This is a genomic window from Colwellia sp. BRX10-3, assembly GCF_014077505.1.
GTDB lineage: Bacteria > Pseudomonadota > Gammaproteobacteria > Enterobacterales > Alteromonadaceae > Cognaticolwellia.
In genome coordinates, this window is record NZ_JACGWA010000016.1 from 1 (window position 1) to 24707 (window position 24707).

Here is a 24707-nt window from a genome sequence, read left to right on the forward strand (position 1 = left end):
TTACATTCAAGTTTAGGTTATACAACGCCTGAAAAATATGAGAAATTAGGACTTTGAAATGTGTCTACGAAAGTGGTGTAAGATCACTGCGTTCAACATTTTAGCCAGCTATAAATTTCCTCTTAACGCGGCGTTATGTTACTAAATTAAATATTACACTCTCATCAAATATAAAAGGAATTACTTCAAATTATGAAAAAAGTTATGATTATTACGTCTATATTGCTTAGCGGCTGTGCAGCACAACCAATACAATATGATTTAGCTGGTAATTATGCTGGTAACCCAATTAACATAAATAAAAACATCCCTGAAATTAGCATTAATAACTTTACTTACGAACCTCATCGGAATATCAGTCAATATGCTACATCAGGATTTGGCTGTGTCCTTTGTCAATCTGATGGGAGTTGGAAAGGGTTTGTTTTCCAACAGCCTGTTAAAGATATTATTCAAGCTGAGGCTGAATTAGCTTTTAAAGAAATAGCAGCAGGTAAATCAAATGGTACATGTGAACTAAACGGCCAAATACACGCTGTTGGGTGGAATAGTAACAACAGTGATACAACCGTTGATATTACTTACATATTAAAAATAGGCGAGTCAGCTGAGTATGTAAAAAGAATTAAAGGCTTATACGACGGTGGCATATTTGAAATGCAAAAAATAGAAAAAATTTGGGCTAAACCTACTAGAGCTTCAGTTCAAGAATTAGTTTGGGATAAAAACTTTGTAGAGTTACTGCATAAAAAGTGCACATAAACGTAACATAACAAGTCATTTCAGTAGGACAAATAACAGTTGGCTTTGCTCCTGAGTCACTATTTTAGCCAACTGTTATTTGCCTCTGAATGAGGCGTTGGTTTTACAAGGATAGTCGCGCTATGAATTTTGATAGGTTGTTTTCCTATGAACCAGATTCTTGGGGGCTTAGAGGAGACCCTTTCCTTTGGAAAGAAATGAAGGAACACCTCAAAGATATCAGTGTTCCGAATCGTGATAGTGAAATTTACGAAATATTGTCTGATGCGTTTCAAATATTAACCGGTTACTCAATAGAATCTAAAGAGCACTTTTTCTTAGAGCGATTTGCTCATGGTGGTATGTCTAGTGGCTATATAGAACCTGAGTTTTGGCGAACGCGTGGATTCAAATTTTTGTGTGAGTCACGGTAAAACATAACAAGAAAATCAAACGGGACTGCTAACAGTTGGCTAGGTTTCGCTCCGCTTCACATTTTAGCCAACTATTAATCAGCCCCTTATTTGGGCGTTAGCTTTACACAAGGATGATATGAAGTATTTAACTATAATTTGCAATATTCTCTTTTATATACCATTGATAGGTCAATACATTTTCCCGATTTTAATTAGTAATTGGATCATAAATTGGATCATGTTTGCTTTGTTGTCAGTTCTCTTACCTTTAGCATATTCAAAGTCGCTAGTTAGTCATTCAACAGAAATTAAAGTTGGTATTCAATTACCAAAAAAACTAAATGGATTTTTAGTTTTATTTTGTTTGTCAGTTGGACTACATGTTTTTTCAAGTCAAAGTTTGATATATGTAGATAACATTTTGAATAATGGATTTGAATCTCAATTTAATGAGGCTCAATTATTTGAAAAAACTTACGTGGATAATGCAGAAGAAGATAATAAGTTTGTTGCTCAAGCGATTTACATAGATTACGGTGTGGCAGTCCAGTTTAAGCTTAATTCTGGAGGGTATACGATTTTCGAGCCGTCTTCCTCTGATATTGAGTCGTATAAAGAGAATGAAGCAATTAATTTGAAAGTTAAAAACTTAAATAAGTTTAATACCGAGCAATCTAAATTAGCTATGTATTTTTCACTATTCCAAATTTTTATATTTTTGTTAATTGCTCAAATGAATTTGTATTGGTTAAATCGTAAAGCTAACAAGAAAATCAACAAGGACACGTAACAGTTGGCTACGTTTCGCTTCGCTACACAATTTTAGCCAACCATTACTTTGCCTGTTATTTAGGCGTTAGCACTTAACTCAAGTATGGAGCAAATAAAGTGACTGAAAGGTGGTATTCAGAAGCGGATAAATATCGACATGTCCAAATATTAAACTTAGTTAGTAAAAAAGAGAAAGAATACTATTATTCTTTTGGCTATGGTGCCCTTTATTTATATCTATTCTTAGTTGGAAAAAATTTGGAATCAGGTGTTTTATTAGGTGTTACCAACTTTTTATTACTGACTTCATTAGTCATGTGGTTTAGAACTATTCCTATAATTAATAAAATGGAAGTCAATCAACTTATTGAAGGGACAGAGCCTGAAGATATACTCAGCCGTCATTCAACCTTTTCAAAAATATCAAATAAATTTGGAATAACATCAATTGTAATGATGTTTATTGTTAACTGGGTATATATTTGGAATTGATGATACATAGTGGTTCTTCCGAATTTTTTGAGTAAAAGACTCTTTAAAAAATACATTTGTTAAAAGTAAGAACCTTTTCGCTCTAATTTGCTCTTTATCCGAAATACGTATTTTCTTTTTAGTCCTGCTGAAAATAAATCACTTTGAGAACTAAAGTTAATGTTCAGCCTTTTACTTTATAGTAGAATCAGCATCTTCAATCGGTTTCACACCACTGGGCATCTACGTCTGGCACTAAAACCAGCAAATTGTTAGAGTTTTAAATTATTCCACTCATGTCAGCTAATAGCGAGCTGATCTTGCCCCATAAAAATGCACACCAAGAAGTCATAAAAACGAAATCGTGAAACGTCCAGTCTACGCCCTGAGACCTTTAACAAGCTTTTTCTTTAAAAAGTAATGGGGAATTCCTATCACTCAATGCTTTTAAATATTTGGCTTCATTGTATGGCTCTTTAGTTTTCCAGCAACGATATACTATCCTTATCCACTTAAATGCTAGTGAACGCACAGCTGCCTGGTGGGTATTACCTTTTTCCCTTTGCTGCTGATAATAAATTTCCGCCCAATAAGATTGCCTTATGCTTTTAGCTGCCCATTCTATAAATGATTGGCGAGTAAATTTAGTACACTGGTATCGCCAATGAATCCAGCTCTTTTGACCACTACGCACCGTTACGGGCGCTACCCCAGCATACATTTGAATTTCCGATGCGCTATTGAATCGACTACGGTCTTCCCCAATAGCTACGAGTAGCCTAGGCGCTAAACACGGGCCAGTACCCGGCAATGAGTTGTAAAGCTCTGCATCAGGCAAAGCATTAAACAACTCACTAATTTCTCTATCAAAGACCTTAATAACCTTCACAGCAACAAGCATTTGATTCGCTAATGCAACTGCAAGCAGTTGATGCGACTCGATAACTGCCTTATCGAGTGTGAGCGGCTCTGCTTCACTAATAGATTGAATACGCTTAACGCTACATGCCGCAGTGCGTCCAGGGTATGAGCTAAAAAACTTTTTCAAGGTATCAGCCCTAGCTCTTTTAAGTTTTTGTAGGTTGGGCCAACGTGTAATGAAATCACAAAACATCCCCGATCCTCGATGTGAAAACCAATCAAGTAAGTGAGGGTAATATTCTTTAAGAGTAATGATTAGTCGGTTGCTAAACCGCCTTTTATCTTCAACCAACTTACGACGCTGTTCGACTAGATATGTCAACTTCCTAACCGATTCACTTTCCATTTTTAATGCTTTAATTTTATTGGGATATCTCAGCATTAAATCTAAAGCAAGCTCTGCGTCCGTTGGGTCGTCTTTTGCACCGCTGGGGGAAAAAGCTTTACGGTATTGAGCTAACATTGAAGTGTTAACGGGGTGAATAGTGACAAAATCAAACTTTTGAAGTGCGTAAACGATAGGCCCTTTGGATAGTTCAATAGCAACCGCTATTTGTCCTTTGTATTGCTTATGAATACTGGTTATCCATTCATTGATCGACTTAGCTGAGTGCTTAATTACTTCAAACTTTCGTGTACTTGAATTAGCCACTTGAACGCAGACATCGTGTTTATCATTTGCCCAATCAATACCAATATAAACTGAAAACTTAGTCATAATTACCTCCAATTGTTATTGTCAGCATGTATGCCAAAGCTCTTCGAAAGCAATATAGATAGCGTTTATGGGCAAGCCCTGAGTATTCGTTTTTAAGCTAAGGCGTACCTATGACATCGAAAGTAAACCGGTAACCATCAAAATGATATCGTATCAATGTTCGTATGAAATAAGCACATGATCTGAACACCCTAATTATAGGTTTATTCAGACTGAAAGGACTATATTCGTATCTAAGCGGACTATTTATGGTGAAAAATACTTGTCTAAATTAGGTCGGCTTTGTGGCAAGAAAGCGGAAGCTAGCAACTAGTTAATTCTAGGATCCACTTCAAGATCATTTCTGACCTAATTAATTGAAGAAGAGGTCAAGCCCAAACTGAAAGAGTGTTAGATTAAGTAAGAGCTACTACAAATAAATCAAATATTTTTAGGGATTGAAACGGCAAAAATAAATTTCCTTAAGAATGTCTCTATTTTTATTATAACTATGGTTAAATATTGCCACACAGTAACAATATTTAACCATAAAAATTGTCTCAAACTATATTATTAGGATTCAGAAGTGGACTTTCTTTTCGGTCGTTCGGTCGATGGTTTAGTAACCGTTTCTGATGAAGTAACCGGCGCTTTACTGTTAGCTCTTTTTTTCTTTTTTGCATTTTTAGTCGCTGAAACAACGGTATTAATGAACTCTGCTGATTTTTGAGCGGGATTATAAGCTATTTTAATAGCTTTACCGTTAAGTTCGATAATATCGCCGTGGCGAATTTTTTTACGCTTTTGCACGGTAACTTCGTTATTCACTTTAATATTACCTTCACTGATCATGGTTTTAGCTTCGCCGCCACCGCCAACCATATTGGCAATTTTAAGTAATTTATAAAGTTCTATAGGTTCAACACAAATGTCGTAAGTTGAGTGTGCAGACATGAAATACGCCTAATAATTTTCAATTAATAATATGGTTATATTCTAGCATATATAACCGTTATTGAATAAAGCGAAATAACAATACAGCTACTTTTTTGAATACAATAATCAGCGCCCCAATATTGCTTGCCGTTATCATGGAGGTATAGATGATTGCATATATGCAGTCGACTGTTGTTAGTTTTCTTGTGTTAGCGAGTTATTAGCTAAAATTACTTCATGATTTTAAATAAGGCTATCGTTGAAGCTTAATTCAATTAATTATAAAGAAAAGGTATCGCGTTGATTTGAGCTATATATCGCTTTAAAAGTCTAGAGAAAAGTGATTATAAATTGCCGTATTATTAACACCGACAGTCATAATTAATTTGCTGCGCATAACTTTATGGTCACATTAAAGTTAATATTTTAAGGCTGGTGTCTCTGCTAAAAATGAACCTTGAGCAAAGTTGCATGCAAAAGTTGCTAGGTTTATGCTGTTTACAAAAGCAACAGCGTTTAATAAGAGGTAAATATTCGTAATGTCGTTAAAAAACAAAGAGCAAAAGCAGAGTATTATATCTCGCATTGGTAATGCACTGGGCGATAAGCTTGCTACATTTTTGAATAAACCACGCGCTTATTACACAACTTTTAGCACGCTTACTAGCGAGCAGTTAAAAGAGAGCCTTATGCCAGGCGATTTACTGCTAATAGAGGGTAATAGTCGAATAAGTACAGCAATTAAGTATTTAACCCAGTCTACGTGGTCTCATGTCTGTATATATATAGGTGATAAATCTAACTTGTCACCCTTATTGGAAGCTGATTTAGTTGATGGTGTTATTACCGTGCCGTTAGAAAAATACGCCGGATTTAATATGCGCATTTGCCGCCCTGTGGGACTTACTGACGAAGATACTGAGGCCTTATTAGACTTTGTTACTTCGCGAATTGGTCTTCAATACGACACCAAGAATATTATTGATCTCATGCGTTACTTGCTGCCTACGCCACCGGTGCCTCAAAATTTTCGTCGTCGACTGCTCGAATTTGGTAGTGGTGACCCGACTAAAGCAATTTGCTCTACCTTAATTGCTCAGGCTTTTCAGTTTATTCGCTATCCTATTTTGCCTTTAAAAATTCCTGAGAACATTAGTGCAGAAACGATAGTAGTACCTGCGCGAGGTTTATCAAGGCTCAAACCGCGTTTATTCGCTCGAAACCGTTTAGAGAAAAGGCATTACAGCCACTTTATTCCAAGAGATTTTGATTTATCACCATATTTTGAAATTGTAAAACCTACCCTAAAAAAGGGTTTTAACTATAAAGATATTCAGTGGGTAGACCAAACTAGCGATATTACTCGGCAACCTCATTCAAAATGAAGTTCGTCAGTCATTACCATTGAGGTAAAAAGCTAGCAGTAAAAAGCTGTAAATTTATTAAGGTCATTAACTATGGCCCCATTGATTAGATTACTGAAGCCATTGATATGCATTAATATGATTAAGATATAATCATGACCAAACGAGTTTAGTGGACCATAATGACGGTGTGCTGGTTATTCACTACAATCATCGAAGTTTGCAAAAATAAATAGTCGCTAAACACTCGGCGATAAATGCAGAAAACAACCCTTACCCTCAAAAGTCAGTTGATAGCTAGGTTCGTTATTGTTAGCAGAAGGCGAAACCTTTTCTAGCATGCCTTTCTCAATCAAAAAGTCCAATATGGATGTTGATAGTTCATCTAGTTTAGCTTTTGCGGTAATTTCCATTTTAGTGGCTACCCCTTTAAAAGAATACATAGCCTTAATTATTTTAGCTTCTGTTTCAGATAGTTTTGGCATACTCCCGGTGTATGGAGGGAATTGATGTAACGGGAATTTACCTCGAATACTTTTATAAGACGCTTGTATTGCTTTAATATCTTCTTCTTTATTCTCTGTTAACGTAAAGGTATGAAAAACACCCGACTCTTTACTTAGGTAATCCACTTTAGCTAAAAATATCGGCAAACCAGAGCCTTGGGCAACATGGTAAAAGCCTGTTTTCCATTTAGGTACTGCGCCACGGGTACCTTCTGGGGTGAATAAGAAAAATACTCGTTTTAATTTTTGGCTATCGATAAAGTCTTTTATTTGCTGAACTTGCCCAACACCTTTTTCTGAACGATCAATCGGTATAGCACCAAGATACATTAACCAAGTGCCCAATACGGGAACTCGGCATAGACTGTCTTTAATGGAAAAGTATATTTTAACATCTTGTTGTATGGCGGCGCCAAGCGCGTAGAAAAAATCCCAATTCGAGGTATGAGGCGCAGCAATAGCAACTCCGGCTCCTTCAGGGGCATTCTTACAAAGCTTCCAACCTGTAATTTTGAACCAAAGGGTGAAAAGAAATTTTAAGAAATATTTAGTGAAAATACCGTCGAAGATAGTTTTATCACGAATGCTGAGTGATTTTTTGGCCATTATAATAGGGGGGTGTTGTTACGATGAATATAGTAAATATTGTAGCATGGAATTTTTAGAAAACATCGTTATAGATTAAAAATTTGCTATGACTACATTTCAATAATAACTCATATAGATTACTAACTAGAACACCCAAGGTAGTTTTACTTGAATGATGACCAAGTACTACATAGTTATATGGCTATACGTTCTTAAATAAACATGTGTACTATAAACTTAAAAGAGCTGGCCAATTTAATTGGTCAGCTCTTTTATATTTTGAACAGGTAGGTTTAACCCTAATTAATAGTGACGTTTTTCATAGTCATTATTTTATATCAATAACTTTAGACACACCGCGATCGCGCGAGTCTGATGCTGGAATGAGTTGTTCACCGTCCTTCCAAATAACTTGAATATCGCCAAATTCCCAGCTGTGAGGTTCAACTCGATAGCCTCGTTTGGTTAAGGCTTCAATCGTACTTTCAGGTAATGGAAGAGAAGGGCTTTGGGTGATCAAATCAGGTGGCAGCAATTGGTGGTGAAAACGGCTTGCGCTAGCAGCTTGGTGTGGGGTCATATTAAAATCTATTATATTAACGATTGCTTGAAATACCGAAGTGAAAATGGTGGAACCACCCGGTGTGCCGATAACCATAACGGCTTTATTGTCTTGCAACAGTATAGTTGGAGACATTGAAGATAACATGCGCTTGCCTGGCTGTATTTCATTGGCGGTATTTCCGACAACACCGAATATATTAGCTACACCAGGTTTAACACTAAAGTCATCCATTTCGTTGTTTAATAAGAAACCTGCACCTTCAACTACTACGCCAGAGCCATATGCCCAGTTAATAGTATAAGTATTTGAAACAGCATTACCGTCGGCATCAACAATTGAGTAATGTGTGGTATTAGGAGATTGAAGTCCTGGGTTAACTGACTCTAAACGCGATATTTCATTTGGTTTTACTTCCATGGCGCGTCGTTTGATGTATTCGTCACTAATTAAGTGAGTCATGTCAATATCAACAAATGCAGGGTCACCTAAATATTCAGCGCGATCAGCAAATACGCGCTTTTCCATTTCAGCGACCAAATGAACATACTGCTCGGAATTATGGGCCACACCTTTAAACTCGTCGTTTAAATAGTCTTTCATTTTCAATAATTGGATCACGCCAAAGCCACCAGAACTTGGCGGTGGAGAAGATAGAATTTGATAGTCGCGCCAATTCGCTTTTAAGGGCTCTCGCCAAACGGCTTTATACTCAGCAAGATCTTGGGCACTGATAATACCGCCGCTTTTCTGCATTTGCTTAACAAGTAATTTTGCGGTTTCACCGTGATAAAATTCTTTACGGCCGTTTACAGCTATGCGCTTTAATGTTGCTGCAAGTTCTGGCTGTTTAAATTTTTTGCCATGCTTAACACTGCCAAAATAGGTTTTAAAGTTAGTTAGACCATCAAAGCGTTGGTAATGATCTTGTATGTCGTCAACAAGAATATTTGCTGGAATAAAGCCTTCTTCAGCGAGCTTAATCGAGGGTGCTAATAATTTACTCCAAGACAGTTTACCAAAGCGTTGATGCGCTTCCCAAAAGCCAGCAACAGTACCAGGTACGCCAGGCGCTTTAGCACCAATTAAACTCAAATTTTGTATAACAGCCTTTTCATCATTAAGGTACATATCGCGATGTGCTGTTAAGGGCGCTGTTTCACGGTAGTCTAAAAACAAGGCTTCGCCATCGATATAAATAAGCATGAAGCCACCGCCGCCGATATTCCCAGCATCAATGTAGGTAACGGCTAATGCGAAACCAGTGGCAATGGCAGCATCAACAGCGTTACCACCGGCAAGAAGAATGTCTTCAGCGACTTTAGCCGCATATTTGTCTGGTATCGCTACTGCTGCTTGAGAAACTTGTGGGTTAACTTTGCCCGCAGAATTAGCATAAGAAGAGAAGGTTGAAAAAAGTAAAATAGAAACGAAAATATAAAAACGAGCACCATTTATCATGGGGTATTCCTTGGTTGTTATTCAATGGGTTGCCGGTTTATTTGCCTTAGCAACTCTACATTTTCTGACTATACCACGGATATAAATTACGCACCGTGATCAAATAATGAGTCTATGACTTTATCGTCTAGATTGAGAAAACACAAATAGCAATTTTATGTAAACAACTCAACCTGTTTATCTAACGCTTCAGCTTTTCGTCTTGATATAAGTACCCCTTTGTCGAATGTTTATGGTTAAAGTGGTTGATTACTGTATTGTAATTTTTAGCCATATTTGAAGTGTTTTACGCTTAAAATTTCTTATGCGAACTCCTTATATTTTGCTGTTTACAACTATAACTATACTGACAGTGATTTAATTATCATATAAAAATCAAATAAATATAAATAATAACCTGTAATTTTTATGAAAATTATAGATAAGCTGTCTTACTTGTTTGGAAAGAAATTTTGAGATAAATAATGAACCGACAATTAATAAATATAAGCGATTTTAGTGTGTTAATACATGCTTTAAACGTTACAGCTAAAAAAACAATCTCCTTGTTATTACTTTTAACCCTTATCAGTTGTGGCGGGGGAGGAGGCACAGCGTCTGAACCAGAAGTTGTAAACTTAGACAACGACGGGGATGGCGTTTTTGACCAAGTCGATAGTTGTCCTAATACCCCAACAAATAGCCAAGTAGACATTAATGGCTGCATAATTATCGTAAGTGTTGATAGTGATAATGACGGTGTTAATGATGAAATAGACAGCTGTCCTAACACGCCAGAAAACACAGAGGTTGATAGTTTAGGTTGTGAAGTTGTTTCACCAATAGCCGATATTACTATTCAAGCAGAAGATTACGTTGCTTACTTTGACACTTCACCCAGTAATGAAGGTGGTGCAAATTATCGTAACGACCAAGTAGATATAGAAGTTACATCTGATACTGGTGGTGGTTACAATATTGGTTATACACAAGCATCTGAATGGCTTGAATATTCAATAACGTTAAGCGCGGGGACATATGACATTATTAGCCGCGTGGCTTCCGCTACAGGAGGAGGTAACTATTCCATTGCTATAAATGGTAATAATGTCGGCAGCGACAGTGTTGGTAATACTGGCGGATGGCAAACCTTTCAGACTCAACGTGTAAATTCATTTTTATCAACCGGCGGTACTTTTACATTACGCTTAACTATAAATACGGGCTCATTCAATATTAATTGGTTACAAATAAGCTTGGTTATTGATGATGATTTGGACGGCGTTGGTAACGACTATGACCTGTGTTTGAATACACCAGTCAACGCAATAATTAATGATGTTGGTTGTTCAGATACTGACAGTGACGGTGTGTTTGATAATCTTGATAACTGCCCAAATACCCCGATTGATACGAATGTCGATGCTTTTGGCTGTGAAGCTATAGAACAGTTAATTGAAGTGGCTTTTGAGAATGACATATTGGTGGGCGGCAAAGACAGTACAAATCCCGGCTTTACATTGTATACATTCGATAATGACATTGGCTCTGAAGGTAGCAATTGCAATAACAGTTGTGCAACCAACTGGCCTCCACTTTTAGTTACTGATGGTATTGCATCAGGTGTGCCAAATTTATCTACAATTATCCGTAATGATGGCACAACACAAGCCGCATATCAGAGCAAACCATTATATTTTTTTATTGGCGACAATTCCGCAGGTATGACTGAAGGCAATGAATTAGCAGGGTGGCATAGTCAAGCCTACGGCTTATTTGGAGATACTGTACCGCTTTATACCTCAAGTACAGTGCAAGAGCATGCCGTAATTTATGAAACTAATGATGCGGTTATCACTATGTTTGCTGACCGAGGTCGAGATCGTCACGCTAAAGAAGATCAATTTCAACAATACGATCATTATCTTTCTCATTATTGGACTCACAGAACAGCACGTTACAAGTTTACCGATTTTGTTGAAAAAGGAGGTTCATCGATTTTAATTGAGTGGGTTACTGAGTGGCAACTCGAAGCATTAGAGTTTAGGGCGTGGTACTTCGGTATGAATACTGTTGCTCAATATCATGGTAATTATGAGCCTAATGTTATAACGGAAGGGCGCGGCACTTATGATGAAGATCTTGTGCAAACCAGTACCACAGGTGATCAATATAAATATTCATTAACTATAAATGAATTTCGTGGACTTAATGGTAGTACTGAACCCCTCAACATTGGCCAACATATGGAAATTGAAATCAGCCAATTTTTACTCGGGGTACCAGAAGGGCGATCAAACTATTATGGCACTACCTATCTTTATCAAGTGGGTAAGGGCGGTATGGTTCCTTGGAAAACACTCGGTGATTTTGATGATAAATCTTCCCAGCGAGAAAACTCTCACCCTATAGCTAAACAAGGCTGGTTAGGTGGTAACACAACACTTCCTTATCAATATACCAATGAGCCTAACGATCACTTTATGCAAATGGCGACTAATTTATCTAGCCTAAATGGCCAAGCATTTGTTTTGGGGCGCCGTATTCATCACACTTCTTTTGTTGATGGTATGCATGATGAAGACCCTGCAAATGGTATTTTTGCTGAGATGGTTGGTAAGTCAGGTACACATTTTGTTAATAATAGCTGTGCTAGTTGCCATGAGCGTAACGGCAGAGCAGCACCGGCTCCTATAGGCGAAGCATTAGATAAATGGGTATTTAAAATTGCCGATGCTGATGGTAATCCTGATGCCCAGCGCGGTAATGTTTTACAGCCTTCTAATACCGGTAATGTACAAAATGAAGGCACCGTTGCTATTGCTTCATGGACCGAAGTTGATGGTTTACGCTCACCAAATTATCAATTCTCTACCGGCACCCCAGAAAAGTTTTCGGCACGTATAGCGCCACAACTTGTCGGCTTAGGGCTATTAGAAGCTATTCCTGAAGAAACTATTTTAGCGATGGCAGACGAATATGACGAGGTAGCGCCTTTTGGTATTTCAGGCAAAGCACAAAGTACGATAGACCCACAAACACAGCAAATTCGTCTTGGACGTTTTGGTTGGAAAGCTGCAACGTCTAGTATCAAGCATCAAGTTGCGTCAGCATTTAATACTGATATGGGAGTAATGACCACTGTATTGCCAATGCCAGATTGCGGCTCTGCACAAAAATTAAGGAATGAATGTGGTGACGACCAAATAGAATTAAGCGAGCAGCATATAGACGACCTCGTGAAATATATCGCGCTATTAGGGGTGCGGGCACAACGTAACCTTGACGATACCCAAGTGCAACAAGGAAAAGCTATATTCTCAAACATTGGCTGTGTTGATTGTCATACCCCGACTCTACAAACCAGCATATATCATCCCTTTAGTGAATTAAGAAACCAAACAATTCACCCTTATACTGACTTACTATTGCACGATATGGGTGAAGGCTTGGCTGATAACTTAGGTGAAGGCAACGCTACAGGTGCTGAATGGCGCACAACACCATTATGGGGTATAGGCTTGTCGGCTTGTGTTACTGGTGGCGTAGTAAACACAGTTGGCGGACAAGGTAATGAAGTTTGTACGCCGGAACATAGTTACTTACACGACGGACGTGCCAGAACCATAGATGAAGCTATTCTTTGGCATGGCGGCGAGTCACAAAGTGCTAAAGTTAAGTACGAAGCACTCTCTGATGCTGATGAAGCTGCACTGTTATCCTTTTTACAGTCGTTATAAGTTAATCGCTAATTCAGTGGGTTTTAGACAATGTATTGATCAATAAGGCAGAGTTAATTGTTATACCTATGACTTAGCTAGAGTTAGCGTTATTGATCTTTAAAGCTGACTTCTAATTTGATTAGCACACTCTGCCAAGACGATTGCACCAGCTGTTGAAACATTAAGCGAGTTACCCATGCCAAACATAGGGATATGAATGTGTTAATGGCTCAATGTTAATGCGGCTTCACTTACACCTTTGTACTGCTGTGCTATTTGCTTTAACCACGCTAATGTATGTCGAATTACACGGCAACTATGGTTAAATTTGACATAATATTTCTGCCGCTTTACGTAATGTGTCGTCATTTTTTGCAAAACAAAGTCTGATCACTTTATTATTCTTATGGTAACTCGGTCTTTGTTCAACAGGGTACAGAGGGCTAAGCGGAATGGCAGCAACGCCTATTTCTTTAGTTAACCACTGACAAAACTCTCGGTCATTTAGCGTTGAAATTGCCGAGTAATCTAATAATAAGAAATATGTGCCTTTAGATGGCAGCAAGGTAAAGCGTGAGTCTTTTAATGCATTAATAAGAACATCGCGCTTTTGTTGATAAAAACTCGCTAATTCAGTGATATGTGCCGGCTGTTCTTTTAGCATTTGTGCAATAGCAATTTGTGCTGGCGTAAAGGAGCAAAAGGTCACGTATTGATGAATTTTTCTAAATTCGGCCATAAGTTCATTAGGCGCGGCGCAATACCCCATTTTCCAACCCGTACAATGAAAGGTTTTACCAAAACTAGAAACGACAAAGCTGCGGTTAAACAGTTGCGGGTAACGAAGCACACTTTCATGGCGTAAGCCGTCAAAAGTCATGTGTTCGTAAACCTCGTCACTAATAACATATAAGTTATGTTTTTCAACTAAGCTTTGCAGTGTTTCAAGATCAGACTCACTCAGTATTGAACCCGTTGGGTTGTGCGGACTGTTAATAATAATGGCGCGGGTGTTTTCATTAATACTTTGCTCTACTCGTGGCCAGTTTATTGCGTAGTTAGGTGCATCAAGCGTGATATGGCGACAAATACCACCTGCAAGTTCAACGGCGGGCTCGTATGAGTCGTAAGCGGGATCAAAAATAATAACTTCATCATTCGGCCGCACCAAAGTTTGTATAGCAACCCATAACGCTTCAGTAGCACCAGAGGTTATTGTTACGTTGTTTAGTCCATCAAGCTTTTGCGCATCAGGTAAATGCGTTTGATATTGCCTATGCACCATTTCGGCAATTTGCGTTAATAGTTCAGGCAAACCGTTTGACGGTGAGTATTGGTTTTTCCCTTCACTGATCGCTTGATTAATTTTATCTTTCAAAAAATTAGGGGTATCAAATTCAGGGAAACCTTGAGATAAATTAATCGCCTGATATTGATTAGCCATGATCGACATTTCGGTAAAAATACTGGTTTCTACATTAGGCATTTTGCTGGTAAAAGAAGATGACACAAAAACTCACTTAATTTTTATTAGGCACTCGTTAAAGTGGTTACGGTTTTAGCCGTGATAATTTAGTCAGTAATAATTAACAGCTAAGTTACTCGGTATTGTTAAACGCTATTGTTAATCGGTATAGCTCAGTGACATTAACTCAAACGCCAATGAACAGATAAATAAGATGTTAAGGCTAACGGCGATTGAGTTCAATTATTAATACGAGATTAGCTATCTGTAATGAGTTTTAAATTTAGGTTGTGCTGAATGTTGCAGATATAGCTTATTTGATAATTACCGGTTGCTTAGTTATAGTTTGGCAGAGATAGTAATGTAGTTTGGCACAAATATTTACTGCTTTATGTTTTAGAATAGCTAATTAAGGCGCTTCTTTTAAGCGAGTGGTGGCAAACCTTAACGATATAACCTTCGATTAGGTCATATCTTCCCGTAAGGTTAATATGATGACTTAAATTGACCTATAATATTTTTTAGCTCCACCGGAGTAGTGTAGATGTACGGACTGATTAATAAATCATTGAAAGCTATGATTACTGAAAACCACGGGGCTGATTGTTGGAATAAAATATTTGAAGCTTCGGGCGTTTCGGTAGATTCTTTTGTTAGTATGCAACAATATGACGACCAAGTAACATATGCATTGGTAGGCGCTGCCTCAGAACAGCTTAATGCAAGTCCTGCAGAGTGTTTAGATGCGTTTGGTTACTATTGGGCGACAGTCGTTGCACCAGAGTCATATGGACTATTACTTGATAGTACAGGCAGTAATTTGTTGGAGTTTTTACAGCATACCAATGATTTACATGACCGTATAACATCTACTTTTATAGGTTATACACCCCCATATTTTGAAGTCAGTAACAACGACAACCGCGTTGCGCTTCGTTACGAAAGTAAACGTGAAGGACTCACTCCATTTGTGATCGGTGTCATAAAAGGGTTAGCGAAACGTTTTGGCTCTACATTAACATTTGAACCTGTAGAGAAAGTTCAGGTTAGTCAAGGTGAAACCAGTGTAATTCACTTTGTCATTCATTAATCTGAGCTGGTTATCTTACCCATGAAGACAGCAACAACAAATAATAGTATTAACGTTATTAAGCAGCTTGCATCAGTATTCTTTACTGTTAATAGACAAATGAAAGTCAGTAAGCCAAGCCCTACCTTATGCAAGTATTTACCAGACACCGACTTATGCGGGCCTGACATTTGGCAAGCAAATTTTTTTGACTTATTTGCTGTTACCAGACCCCATAGACTCAAAGAATTTTCTAGTATTATTAATGCACGAGACAGTATGGCCTTGCTTGTTCTATGCGGTGGTAATTTTGCCATGCGAGGACAGTTTGTTACCTTAGATGATGACAGCGAGCACGTAATATTTGTTGGTGCACCTTGGCTAGCATGGATGAATACTAACCAGCCTGACACTCAATTAATGATGAATGAATTCAAGCCTTGGGATCCTCAGCTTGATCAACTTATGCTGCTGTCTACCGAAAAAAATAATATTTCTGACCTAAAGAAGCTAACGGGTGAGCTAAGAGAAGCCCGAGATAAAGCAGAAAAAGCGAGTCAAATCCAGGCTGACTTTTTTGCTATTATGAGCCATGAAATGAGAACACCGCTAACGGGGGTAGTTACTGCTTTAGAATTAATAGATAACAGTGAATTGAGTCCTCGCAATAATGAAATGCTAAGCATTGTAAAAAATTCGGCTGAAAATTTAAAATATGTTGTAGACCATGTGCTTGATTACTCAAAGCTGCAAGCAGGTGGTTTTGAAAACCAACCTACTGATTTTGATCTTAAACATATTTTACAATCTGCTATACAGGTTGTTGATGCTCGGGCACGAGAACAAGCAAGTGAACTCAGCTTATTAATCGAAGATAATATTGCACCTTGGCTTAGAGCTGATGCTGCTAAAATTCGTCAAATTTTGATTAATTTGTTAAGTAATGCGGTTAAGTTTACTGAAAATGGTCAAATAAAAGTCACTGTAAGTTTGAATGAACAGCAGTATTTACAGGTAAGAGTATGTGATACAGGTCAAGGTATTCCTTTGGATATTCAGCCTAATATATTTAAACCCTTTTTAACTTTTGATGCTAAGCAAGGTGAGAAAGACAGTGGTACAGGCTTGGGGTTAAATATTTCTCGGCGACTGGTAGAGTTAATGGGGGGAACGATAAATTTTGAATCCAAGCCTGCGCAAGGTGCGGTTTTCTATTTTGTTATTCCTGTTGAAGTTGCTAAAACGCCTATCATCAAACCTCAGTTTATTCAGCCAGTCGATCAATCTTTCAATGGACATGTACTACTTGTTGAAGACAATAAAACTAACCAATTTCTATCTCGTATTTCACTTGAAGGGAGAGGACTTACCGTTGACGTCGCAGGTGATGGTAGGCAAGCAATCGATAAAATTAGTGAAACGCATTATGATTTGGTGTTCATGGATGTATCTATGCCAGTTCTCGATGGTGTGAGTGCAACTAAAATATTGCGAGAAACACTGAGCAATACCCAGCTTCCAATAATAGCGTTAACAGCACATGTTGGAGATCACTATCATAAGCGTTTTATTGATAGCGGCATGGATGCAGTGCTGAGCAAGCCAATTGATCGTATATTACTTGATAATCACCTATCGCGTTGGTTACCTGTGCAATCATTAGATAACTATACAGCACCAGTTTCTCCTAAAGAACAGCTGAATATAGCGAAAAAAGACTCTTGTAAAAATTGGTTTGTGCAAGATACTGCCAGTATATTATTAGACGATATTGGTATAAGTGCTTTTGCACAGATATCAAATTTATTTTTGGCCGAAATAGATGAAGGAGTGCAACAAATTTGTAGTGCCTATCAGCGAAGAGATATAGAGCTAGTTGCTGACCATGCGCATACCATTCGAAGCAGTGCTAGTTCAATTGGCTGTCAGGCTTTAGGACAACATCTAACATTTATAGAAACCGCATCGCAATCAAACAATATATCAGCCCTAGAACCCTTAATTAACATGCTGCCAGATATAGTCAAAAAATCTTCTGATCCACTTATTATCTATTTGAAAGCGATTGTAAATAAACAAAGTTAAGGGTCATGAGTGTAAGTAGAGTTATACACTTCTGAACAATAAACTTCATAATCAGTGAGCTAGAAACGAAATGGCGGTTTATCAACGTCTTCAATGATCAATTACTTAACTGGACCGAAAAGGTATTGCTTACGGTGATGAGTTAGACAAAACACGTCAAGTTATCAAACGTTTATCTGATGAAGATGATCTTATCTTAAAAGACCCTGAGGTTTTATTGACGTTTCAGCGTTGGCAGACAGTTCAGTTAATTTTGCTGTTAGAGCTTGGGTTAATGCGCCAGATTATTGGGGGGGACATTTCCAATTGAACGAGAAAGTATATAAAACCTTCGCAAATAAAGGATTAAACATTCCTTTCCCACAAATGGATCTGCATTTACACAAAGACGCTTAAGGGGCTTTTGTAACCTTAAGACCATTTGAATTAAATCCATGTGTATTTAAACTGATAAGAGCTAGCCAATTAATTGCTTAGCTATTTTTTTCATAACGGTTTGGTGTTGTTTTAGATTAGCTTTCTAATTTGGTTCGCACATTCAGCTAATACAATAGCGCCAGCGGTTGAAACATTTAGTGAGTTACCCATACCAAACATTGGAATATGTATTTGTTGATGGCTCATTTCTAATGCGGCTTCACTGACACCTTTACGCTCATTACCTAAAACTAATACGCTCTTAGCTGGGTAAGCAACCGTGGTGTAATCAACAGATGCCTGACAGAGCTCAACACTGTAAACTGAATAACCGTCATCTAGTAACGTTTGTAAGCTTGCAGTAGTACTGTCGCTATATTCAACACAAACCCATTTGGCTTCATTTCTTGAGGCTTTTTTCATCTTTTTATCTGAAATACTCAATGCACCAGTGCCACAAACAATCACTTTCTCAATAGCAAAAGCATCAGCCAAGCGAATAAAAGCACCAATATTGTAGCTGTTAGTTACATTGTCTAATACTACAACCAATGGACTTTTGGGTTTAGTTAAGTATACGTCGCGGGTTAGCTTATTTTCTCTAAGCTCTTCTTTGCTCAGTTGTATTTTTGAAGACATTATTTCTACTCTAATTGCTTTGCTGATTGAAATTAAGATGTGCCGCTTAAGTTTATTTGCATATACGTTTGTGGTTTAGCGCAGGAGGAGGATTGTGCGGTTTTATCTGTTGAAGATCAAATGATAGTTCATCTTCAGTTTTCCAAACTTGCGCTAAGTAATAAAAACTTTAGTTTGAAAGTAATTAGCTAACAATGCTGGCTTAAGCACTTGAAATAAAAAACAGATAATAAGTTCATACTCTATTACTATAGTTTTTATATATACATTTAAGAGTCAACATCATGAACAAATCATCACAAGTTTTTTTCGCCAGTATTATTTTCTCAAGCTTAATCGCGTTAACTGGCTGTTCATCAAATGCGCCGATTTTAGGTGTTGATAATGGTCAATTAACGCCGTGCCCAGATAAACCTAATTGTGTTAATAGTTTTGCTGAAGATGAAGCGCACCACATTACTCCGATTGTTTCAAAAGGATCTAAAGAAGTGGTTAAAAATAACATTTTGAATGTTATTAACACGTTGGAAAATTCGAAAGTCACCGTAACCGAAAGTCGTTATGTTAGAGCTGAGTTTACCTCAGACCTTTTTGGCTTTGTTGATGATGTAGAGTTTTACTTTCCTGAATCTTCAATTAACCAAACAACTATTCATGTTCGTTCAGCGTCTAGGCTTGGTTATTCAGACTTTAATGTTAATAGAGAACGTATTGAGTCACTTCGACTTAAGCTTGAAGCACTTTAAAAATAAAGTGCTTTTCTAAATTGAATTCGCTTTATTAAGTTCGTTACGCTTAAATAACGTCATGAAATAATGTGGCGTTTATTTTATTGATTTGGCGTGAGGGTGATCAGAACAAGTCATTATTGTTAATAACGTAAAGTACAATTTTTATCGATAAGAACAGTAGGCAAATTTTTTCAAGCTTTGCCTCTAGTCTTATAAAACTCTCATATAGTTTCAACAAACTTTTAAATTATGCTGCTTTCAATTTCAGGGGCTATATGAGTAAACTCAAGCCAAATATTTTTATCGACGGCGTTTTCAGTCAGTATATTTTCACACTCTTCTTCAGAAATCATACCTTTTATCATCATTAAATATACTTCACTTAATTGATTGGCTTTAAATAACAATTCAGCCAAACTTGAACGGGTTTCAGTTTGCTGCAGCCTTAACGCTTCGGAATAAATATTCGGTAGTTTCCACTCTATAGCTATAAAGTAGCTGATGTCGATAGACATTTCAGTCATCAATTCTTTAAACACTTTAGTGCCAGGTAAGCTTGATAACTCTTCCGCTAAAGCTTCCGATAGACAATCGAATATGATGATCTTTCCTAAATCATGAATTAAACCTAAGAAATAAGCGTCAAATCCATTTTCATCATCTTTAGTGGCTAATAGTTCACAGAGGGTCGCACATTGCACAGAATGAACCCAAATTTGTTTACCGAACATTCTGTAATATATTGGCTTGCATGGAATGATTTTAGCCATCAAAAGCGTAGTTGCAATGCGTAACAGGCCAGACAACCCTAAAAACGTAATAGCTCGACCCAATGATACGATTTCCTTTTCGCCTCGATGATAAAGAGCAGAGTTAGCTGTTTTTAAAACGGCTATCGCGAATCCTGGGTCTTGCTCAATAATTTCAACAAAGCTAAGTACGCTTGAATCTGGATCGTCAATTGCATTTAGGAGGCGAACTAACATCGCAGGTAGTGCTGGAATATGCTGACTGAGTCTTTTGGGATTATTTAATATGACTCTTACTTTTTGTAAGATCTTAGTTTCGAGCTTGCCCATTGGTATATTAGAATTTATATCACCAAACATGACATCATAAAAGCTTGTTGAAATGTTCGTTAGCATTTGAATATCTCCTTATATTCCACATGTTGAGTCATTATCTCTACAATACACTAACTACCATAAAGTAAAAGTAAGTATATCATTAGATTCATAATTACTGATAATAGATTGCAATGTATATCGAGTCAAATTCTGATTATTTTGTACCACTTTCAATAAAATATGTACACCATGAACTATGAAAACGTGTGTTATTAATAACGCTTTAAAGCTGAACATATATCACCACATTGTGTATTTGTTGAACTTGTCTAGACTGAATTATAGTTTAATAAGGACGGTGCAATTACCCTATGCGCAATGGTTATCAAAAAGATTTATCCAACTCAACAGAAGCTTTGTTAGCTGCAGGGGTAATAGAAACTGACGCGTATAATGAAGCAAAAAACCCTCTCGAGCTGAAAGTGCTTTACGACTTAGTTGATGAATTAAGTTGGTATTAAGTGGCTATTAACTCTCTTAATTGCTGTTTAGCGTTAAGGTTCAGGGTTATTGATGACTAACTCAATCGTTGAAAACAGTTCATTACTTGGATATCCATCGGCAATAAGTTGATGCTTTAACTGAAATGAGCGAATAGCATCTCTGCTTTTAGGCCCCCAAACACCATCAGGTTTACCTGTTTCAAAGCCTAAGGTATTGAGTTGGCTTTGTAGGTTTTTCATCTGTGTAAAACTATACCGGTTCATCTGAGCTTGTTCTGTGTGCAAAAATTCAAGCCCGTTCGCGCCGACTAATTTATTCGCCAATAGGCCGACTGATAGCGCATAACTTTTAGAAAAATTCCACGTCATAATGACATTAAAGTTAGGGTAGAGGAGAAATGCTGGTCCTTTATGACCTGAGGGTAGATAAAGCTCTGCCTGAATATCGTAAGTAGATAACGGTTGTTGGTTAGTTTTTGTTACCCCTAGCTGCTGAAAGTAATTAAGTGGGTAATATTGGTCGAAAGCGACTTTATCGAAAGCAAAATTTGCGGGTAATTTTACTTCTCTGCCCCAACGCTCTTTTGTTTGCCAACCTATTTTATTTAAGTAATTTGCTGCAGTGGTTAATGCATCAGCCTCGCTTTGCCAAATATCGACTTTGCCATCGTTGTCGCCGTCAACAGCGTATTTTAAAAACGCAGTTGGCATAAATTGCATATGTCCCATGGCTCCCGCCCAAGAGCCTGTTAGTTGCTCAACAGAAACTTTTTCTGTTTCAATTAAAGTGAATAAGTTTAATAGCTCTAGCGTGAAAAATTCACTACGGCGTTGATCACAAGCTAAGGTAGCTAAAGCATTAAGGACTGACATTTTACCTTTATGCTTGCCAAAAACGGTTTCTAAACCCCAAAAAGAGACTAAATACTGTCGTGGAACACCGTACTTATTTTCTAATTTATCAAATAAAACTTTGTTTTCTTTTAGCTTCTGTTGACCTACCCGTAAATGGTAGCTAGTAACTCTTGCCTTTATATATTGCTCAAAGGTTTGAGTAAATTCTGGTTGTTTTTTATCTAAAGCAATTACGCGCTCAATAGGGGAAATATTATCAATAACAGTTTGAGTTATATAAGTTGAAAATCCTGCGCTTTTTGCACGTTCAGCTAAATTAACTTTGCACTGTGTAAAGTCTTCATCGGCAATCGCTGCGTTTGCAAGCATAGGGAAAAATGCACCTATGGTGATTAGTGTTCGATAATTGAAAAAAGTCATCATTTGTTTAATAAGAGAGTCTGGCGAGTTCATGAAAAAACATTCCTTAGCTAAAGCTGAATCGGAGAAATATAATGTGAGTACAATACCATGGCTAAATTTAACGTTGATAACAATATTTAAATCATTATTTGATTGAAAAATTGCAATAAAAATCACTCAAGAATGTAAACACTCAATAGCTGTAAAATTACTAGTGGCTAGGCAATCGCGTTATCAAATGGGTATAATAGCAAGCTTAATAATAAAGTAGAGGCAAGGTTAGTTAATGTTAGAAAATAGGTGTCAACTTCAGCAAAATTATGAAGAACAAGGTTACTTTGTTATTAGAAATTATTTCAGTGCCTCTGAAATAGCTGAACTTAGCGCCGTAGTATTAAAGTTTCATCAATTATGGCAGCAAGACAATGCTACTTTCTATCAAGAGGAAGCGTTTAACTCGTCGCTAATTACTGGCAGTGAATATTTAGCGGTTGATGATCGGATTAAGCTATTTAATTTTATCAGTTCGCAAAAAGTCATGAATGTTGTTGAGTCGGTTATCACCAATAATCCCGCGTTTATGAATACCCAATTATTTTTTAACCCAGTTAATCCAAAGCAAAAAGATTTTTGGCATCGAGATTGTCAATATGATCATGATGTTGAAGGGCAAAAGCTTGCTATTCAAGAGACACAAGTCTTGCATCTTCGCGTACCTTTGTTTGATGAACTTGGCATGGAACTAGTGCCAGAATCCCATAAACGCTGGGATAATGAAGAAGAATTTAATGTCCGACAAGAAGAAAAGGGCAGAGTCAGTAGTGACGACTTATCTACGGGTAAAAAAATAAGTTTATCCGCTGGCGATTTACTCGTGTTTTCAGCAGATATGATCCATCGTGGTTTATATGGATTAGACCGATTAGCACTAGATATTTTAGTGTTTGATTCAGCCGGTGACTTTGCCGATTATGTTGATGACGATTGTTTACCGGATAGTTCAATGCTAGATAAAATTGACGATCCAAGGTTATTTATCAATACCATTAACTTGAAGTTGAATGGCTAGCTTTTAGAAAAAACACCTGTTTGATATTTAATATGTGTCTTGGGTTAGTTCTTAGCTAGTTAAGCGCTAGTTCGATGTAAGCTCAATTGCCACTCTTGTGTTAGTCAGTCATTTGTCTAGCCAGTATTCTTAATTTAGTAGATAGAGCTTTAAAGTTAGCTGTTGTTATTCGTGGTATTCAGATAGAATTCGGCACTTACTTTTTTGCTATTTTTAAAAGTAACATTTAATACGCAGCATCTTCCTATTTTCCTAAAACGGCATGAAACAAAACAAATGAATGATAAAACAATAGTAACTCATAACGGTAATTTTCATGCAGATGATGTGTTCAGTATCGCTGCTCTTAAAAGTATATTTCCTGGTTTTAAACTTGTACGTACACGAGATTTAGCCGTTATAGCCCAAGCTGATATTGTGATCGATGTGGGTGGTGAATATAACCCAGACGCAGGCCGTTTTGATCATCATCAACGTGGTGGTGCAGGCGCACGTGAAAATGGTATTCCTTACTCATCATTTGGTTTGATTTGGCAAAAATATGGCGTAGAAATATGCCAAGGTTCTCAAGAAGTGGCTAATTCGGTTGATGCTGGTTTAGTGTCTACAATTGACGCTATTGATTGTGGTCATGTTGAAGGTGTTTCAAAAGGTATTAGCCTAAGCCAAACTATTTCAATGTTTAATCCAACGTGGCAAGAAGACAGTCATTTTGATACTTGTTTTGATGAAGCCGTTGAGTTTGCATCGCGCATTTTAACACGCTTTATTGCTTCTGCTAGCGGCGGCATTAATGCTAAATCTATTGTGGCTAAAGCGATTGAAAATGCAGCGGACCCAAGAGTCATCGTATTAGAAAAATACACGCCGTGGAAAACAACGGTTCATACTTTATCTAAAGAAGCTTTGTATGTGATTTATCCGTCGGGCTCTGGTCCATTTAGAATTCAAACCGTTCCTGTTGAACTTGGTTCATTTGAAGACAGAAAGTCTCTACCTAAATCATGGGCGGGTTTAGCTGATAAAGCGCTTCAAGATGTAACCGGTATTGATGACGCTATGTTTTGTCATAATGGTTTATTTATTGCCGGTGCGCAATCTTTTGAAAGTACTATGAAAATGGCAGCTATAGCACTTGAAGAATAAGCAAAGTGCTTTTAAATCTAACTATGTAATGATTCTAATTAGCAGTATTTAATGTAAAAAAATAAATTAAATACTGTTAATTAATGATGTTCATAGTGACCTATAGCTATATTTTATGCGCTTA

Annotated in this window: 21 protein-coding genes and 1 pseudogene; 13 read left to right on the forward strand and 9 right to left on the reverse strand. The window is 37.3% G+C overall.

All coding sequences use genetic code 11. The annotated features are described in order from the left end of the window. Nucleotides 1-192 precede the first annotated feature (192 nt). The 4 genes from H4J38_RS15515 (at nucleotide 193) to H4J38_RS15530 (ending at nucleotide 2420) form a co-directional block, all read left to right on the forward strand. The gene (locus H4J38_RS15515; RefSeq protein ID WP_182133156.1) at nucleotides 193-762 is read left to right on the forward strand and encodes a hypothetical protein; all 570 of its coding nucleotides are present in this window, start codon (nucleotides 193-195) and stop codon (nucleotides 760-762) included. 122 nt (nucleotides 763-884) lie between these two features. Then, nucleotides 885-1175, forward strand: coding sequence for a hypothetical protein (locus H4J38_RS15520; RefSeq protein WP_182133157.1), 291 nt, complete (start codon nucleotides 885-887; stop codon nucleotides 1173-1175). Nucleotides 1176-1293: 118 nt separating this feature from the next. After that, nucleotides 1294-1947, forward strand: coding sequence for a hypothetical protein (locus H4J38_RS15525; protein ID WP_182133158.1), 654 nt, complete (start codon nucleotides 1294-1296; stop codon nucleotides 1945-1947). Nucleotides 1948-2045: 98 nt separating this feature from the next. Further along, on the forward strand, nucleotides 2046-2420 hold the full coding sequence (locus H4J38_RS15530; RefSeq protein WP_182133159.1) for a hypothetical protein: 375 nt from the start codon (nucleotides 2046-2048) through the stop codon (nucleotides 2418-2420). Nucleotides 2421-2793: 373 nt separating this feature from the next. On the opposite strand, the gene H4J38_RS15535 is transcribed toward H4J38_RS15530, so the two are convergent. Continuing rightward, nucleotides 2794-4038, reverse strand: a complete 1245-nt coding sequence (locus tag H4J38_RS15535; RefSeq protein ID WP_182133160.1) for an IS110 family transposase — start codon at nucleotides 4036-4038, stop codon at nucleotides 2794-2796. 552 nt (nucleotides 4039-4590) lie between these two features. Then, a complete protein-coding gene (locus H4J38_RS15540; RefSeq protein ID WP_182133161.1) occupies nucleotides 4591-4971 on the reverse strand; it encodes an RNA-binding S4 domain-containing protein in 381 nt (126 codons plus the stop codon). A 521-nt stretch (nucleotides 4972-5492) separates the two neighbouring features. Here H4J38_RS15540 and H4J38_RS15545 point away from each other — a divergent pair. Then, the gene (locus H4J38_RS15545) at nucleotides 5493-6338 is read left to right on the forward strand and encodes a YiiX/YebB-like N1pC/P60 family cysteine hydrolase (RefSeq protein WP_182133162.1); all 846 of its coding nucleotides are present in this window, start codon (nucleotides 5493-5495) and stop codon (nucleotides 6336-6338) included. 218 nt (nucleotides 6339-6556) lie between these two features. On the opposite strand, the gene H4J38_RS15550 is transcribed toward H4J38_RS15545, so the two are convergent. Both H4J38_RS15550 and ggt read right to left on the reverse strand, forming a co-directional pair. Continuing rightward, nucleotides 6557-7429, reverse strand: coding sequence for a 1-acyl-sn-glycerol-3-phosphate acyltransferase (locus H4J38_RS15550; protein ID WP_182133163.1), 873 nt, complete (start codon nucleotides 7427-7429; stop codon nucleotides 6557-6559). A gap of 310 nt (nucleotides 7430-7739) precedes the next feature. Further along, nucleotides 7740-9434, reverse strand: a complete 1695-nt coding sequence (ggt, locus tag H4J38_RS15555) for a gamma-glutamyltransferase (protein ID WP_182133164.1) — start codon at nucleotides 9432-9434, stop codon at nucleotides 7740-7742. 464 nt (nucleotides 9435-9898) lie between these two features. On the opposite strand from ggt, the gene H4J38_RS15560 reads away from it, so the two are divergent. Then, nucleotides 9899-13153: a di-heme oxidoredictase family protein gene (locus H4J38_RS15560; protein WP_182133165.1), complete on the forward strand. Its 3255-nt coding sequence runs from the start codon at nucleotides 9899-9901 to the stop codon at nucleotides 13151-13153. A 99-nt stretch (nucleotides 13154-13252) separates the two neighbouring features. Here H4J38_RS15560 and H4J38_RS17390 read toward each other — a convergent pair. Beyond that, nucleotides 13253-13399 (reverse strand): annotated as a pseudogene (locus H4J38_RS17390) (TrmH family RNA methyltransferase); the annotation flags it as partial. Between the two features lie 58 nt (nucleotides 13400-13457). Then, nucleotides 13458-14645 (reverse strand): methionine aminotransferase, encoded by a 1188-nt coding sequence (locus tag H4J38_RS15565; RefSeq protein WP_310733488.1) that lies wholly within the window; start codon nucleotides 14643-14645, stop codon nucleotides 13458-13460. Nucleotides 14646-15144: 499 nt separating this feature from the next. Between H4J38_RS15565 and H4J38_RS15570 the strand changes: the two genes are divergently transcribed. The 3 genes from H4J38_RS15570 (at nucleotide 15145) to H4J38_RS15580 (ending at nucleotide 18150) form a co-directional block, all read left to right on the forward strand. Continuing rightward, nucleotides 15145-15690, forward strand: coding sequence for a heme NO-binding domain-containing protein (locus H4J38_RS15570; RefSeq protein WP_182133167.1), 546 nt, complete (start codon nucleotides 15145-15147; stop codon nucleotides 15688-15690). Between the two features lie 21 nt (nucleotides 15691-15711). Continuing rightward, nucleotides 15712-17754 (forward strand): ATP-binding protein, encoded by a 2043-nt coding sequence (locus tag H4J38_RS15575; RefSeq protein WP_182133169.1) that lies wholly within the window; start codon nucleotides 15712-15714, stop codon nucleotides 17752-17754. A gap of 231 nt (nucleotides 17755-17985) precedes the next feature. Beyond that, the gene (locus H4J38_RS15580; RefSeq protein WP_182133171.1) at nucleotides 17986-18150 is read left to right on the forward strand and encodes a mechanosensitive ion channel family protein; all 165 of its coding nucleotides are present in this window, start codon (nucleotides 17986-17988) and stop codon (nucleotides 18148-18150) included. Between the two features lie 111 nt (nucleotides 18151-18261). Here the strand turns inward: H4J38_RS15580 and H4J38_RS15585 are convergent, their stop codons facing one another. Beyond that, nucleotides 18262-18810, reverse strand: a complete 549-nt coding sequence (locus H4J38_RS15585) for a TrmH family RNA methyltransferase (RefSeq protein WP_182133173.1) — start codon at nucleotides 18808-18810, stop codon at nucleotides 18262-18264. Between the two features lie 284 nt (nucleotides 18811-19094). On the opposite strand from H4J38_RS15585, the gene H4J38_RS15590 reads away from it, so the two are divergent. Continuing rightward, nucleotides 19095-19556: a DUF1499 domain-containing protein gene (locus tag H4J38_RS15590; RefSeq protein WP_182133175.1), complete on the forward strand. Its 462-nt coding sequence runs from the start codon at nucleotides 19095-19097 to the stop codon at nucleotides 19554-19556. A 227-nt stretch (nucleotides 19557-19783) separates the two neighbouring features. Here the strand turns inward: H4J38_RS15590 and H4J38_RS15595 are convergent, their stop codons facing one another. Further along, the gene (locus tag H4J38_RS15595) at nucleotides 19784-20686 is read right to left on the reverse strand and encodes an HDOD domain-containing protein (RefSeq protein WP_182133177.1); all 903 of its coding nucleotides are present in this window, start codon (nucleotides 20684-20686) and stop codon (nucleotides 19784-19786) included. A gap of 293 nt (nucleotides 20687-20979) precedes the next feature. Here H4J38_RS15595 and H4J38_RS15600 point away from each other — a divergent pair, with 293 nt between their 5' ends. Then, on the forward strand, nucleotides 20980-21129 hold the full coding sequence (locus tag H4J38_RS15600) for a hypothetical protein (protein WP_182133179.1): 150 nt from the start codon (nucleotides 20980-20982) through the stop codon (nucleotides 21127-21129). Nucleotides 21130-21162: 33 nt separating this feature from the next. On the opposite strand, the gene H4J38_RS15605 is transcribed toward H4J38_RS15600, so the two are convergent. Beyond that, nucleotides 21163-22419, reverse strand: coding sequence for a lytic murein transglycosylase (locus H4J38_RS15605; RefSeq protein ID WP_182133181.1), 1257 nt, complete (start codon nucleotides 22417-22419; stop codon nucleotides 21163-21165). Nucleotides 22420-22654: 235 nt separating this feature from the next. On the opposite strand from H4J38_RS15605, the gene H4J38_RS15610 reads away from it, so the two are divergent. Continuing rightward, nucleotides 22655-23437 (forward strand): phytanoyl-CoA dioxygenase family protein, encoded by a 783-nt coding sequence (locus H4J38_RS15610; protein ID WP_182133183.1) that lies wholly within the window; start codon nucleotides 22655-22657, stop codon nucleotides 23435-23437. Nucleotides 23438-23713: 276 nt separating this feature from the next. Continuing rightward, nucleotides 23714-24583, forward strand: coding sequence for an MYG1 family protein (locus H4J38_RS15615; RefSeq protein ID WP_182133185.1), 870 nt, complete (start codon nucleotides 23714-23716; stop codon nucleotides 24581-24583). Nucleotides 24584-24707: the final 124 nt, after the last annotated feature.